This is a genomic window from Nonomuraea sp. NPDC050643 (assembly GCF_040654715.1).
Lineage (GTDB): Bacteria > Actinomycetota > Actinomycetes > Streptosporangiales > Streptosporangiaceae > Nonomuraea.
Genome location: NZ_JBFAIM010000183.1, coordinates 1 through 1,451, shown reverse-complemented (window position 1 = coordinate 1,451; position 1,451 = coordinate 1). Strand labels below are relative to the sequence as shown.

The 1,451-nt window shown below is 26.0% G+C and carries 2 protein-coding genes; both read left to right on the top strand.

From position 1 onward, the window contains the following. Positions 1-143: 143 nt before the first annotated feature. On the top strand, positions 144-512 hold the full coding sequence (locus AB0I15_RS66855; RefSeq protein WP_002494366.1) for a DUF3139 domain-containing protein: 369 nt from the start codon (positions 144-146) through the stop codon (positions 510-512). Between the two features lie 824 nt (positions 513-1,336). Next, positions 1,337-1,432, top strand: coding sequence for a type I toxin-antitoxin system Fst family toxin (locus tag AB0I15_RS66850; protein ID WP_002501808.1), 96 nt, complete (start codon positions 1,337-1,339; stop codon positions 1,430-1,432). The last annotated feature ends 19 nt before the right edge of the window (positions 1,433-1,451 follow it).

Sequence of the window (1,451 nt, the reverse complement as noted above, 5' to 3'; positions counted from 1 at the left end):
TAATAATTATTACTGATGTAATTAAACAGATTTTAAAAACAAATTTTTGATAAGTATTCAATATTATTTAAATACTTTATGATAAAATGTTTTATATATAGACATTATCATGAAAATTATTAAAAAAGAGGAATTATACAAAAATGAAGAAAATCTTAAAAATATTAATAACTTCTATTATTGTTATCATTATTACCTTAACAGTTTGGACTTTTAGTGTGATTACTTATCAGGAACACAAGAGTGAGAAAATCATCGATCACGTTATAGAACGTAAGGGTTGGGATAAAAAAATAAAAAATGAAAAAATGAGTTTTAATATTATGATGGGATATGCTGAAAAAGATATTGCTTTTAAAGATCAACCATATAGTGAGTATGAGTATAACGTGACACCAGCACCAGCACCATGGACAGATGATAAAGAATATAAGGTGTGGGGGGAAACAGATTTACAAAAGAAAGACTCCTATTATAAATATCTTTTAGAATCAGAACCTTACAGAAAATAATATAAATGTATAACATAATAAAAAATAGAGATCATTCATCTACCACTTAGAGACAGCGTAGACTTCTACCTAATTATATTAATAAAATGATATTGAAGGAAAAATAATATTGAAAAGAGAGATTTTAAAATGAAATGGTTAAAAATCATTATATTAATTTTATCTTTAGTTCCAATAGAATTTATCGGATTATTTACTGATTATCAAACAGGTTTATTAATAGGTTACATCCCATTTATAATAGTTGCTATATTAATGAGTAGATCCATTTTTAAATTCGGCTTTAAAAATAATATAAGTATTGTAATAGGTAGATGCATTGGAATATTTCTTTCTTGGGTATGTGTTCATTTATTTATGAACATTTACGATTCATCAAATTATTTTAAACCTCTTACCACAGATATTTTTTCATTATTTTTAGGAGCTATTTATTTCATATTTATTATGCTTATATATTTAGTTATCTATGACTTTTCTCACCGTAATAAGTGACTATTATGTTACTTATATTAAAGGACACAAAGATTAATTTAACAACGTTTGTATTTTTTAGTATTTATACAAACTAACTACCTATAATCGTTAATTATGTCAACTACACAAAAAGGCTTAAACGCTGTGAAATCAACGTTTAAGCCTTTTCTTTACGATTATCGTTTATGCATCTTTTATACATCATTGATCTCACGCGTTTTCATAAGTTTTCATAAAGAGAAATTTTTTATTTTTATGCAATGTATATCACGTAGCTCACATGGTATATTATATGAAGTCGTCTTTTCCTCAGACGTCAATTTGACGTAGAGAGGGGGTGCGATGAAATGTTAGCGATATTTGTTTATATAACAGTATCTATTTTTATAGAGTGCTGTGTTGCGTTGTTTAAATTTTGGCTAGAACAACGTAATAAAAAATAAGACGACATAGTCAACACCG

Coding starts and splice junctions, on each gene's coding strand:
- AB0I15_RS66855 (WP_002494366.1), top strand. CDS start 144: ATGAAGAAAATCTTAAAAATATTAATAACTTCTATTATTGTTATCATT.
- AB0I15_RS66850 (WP_002501808.1), top strand. CDS start 1,337: ATGTTAGCGATATTTGTTTATATAACAGTATCTATTTTTATAGAGTGC.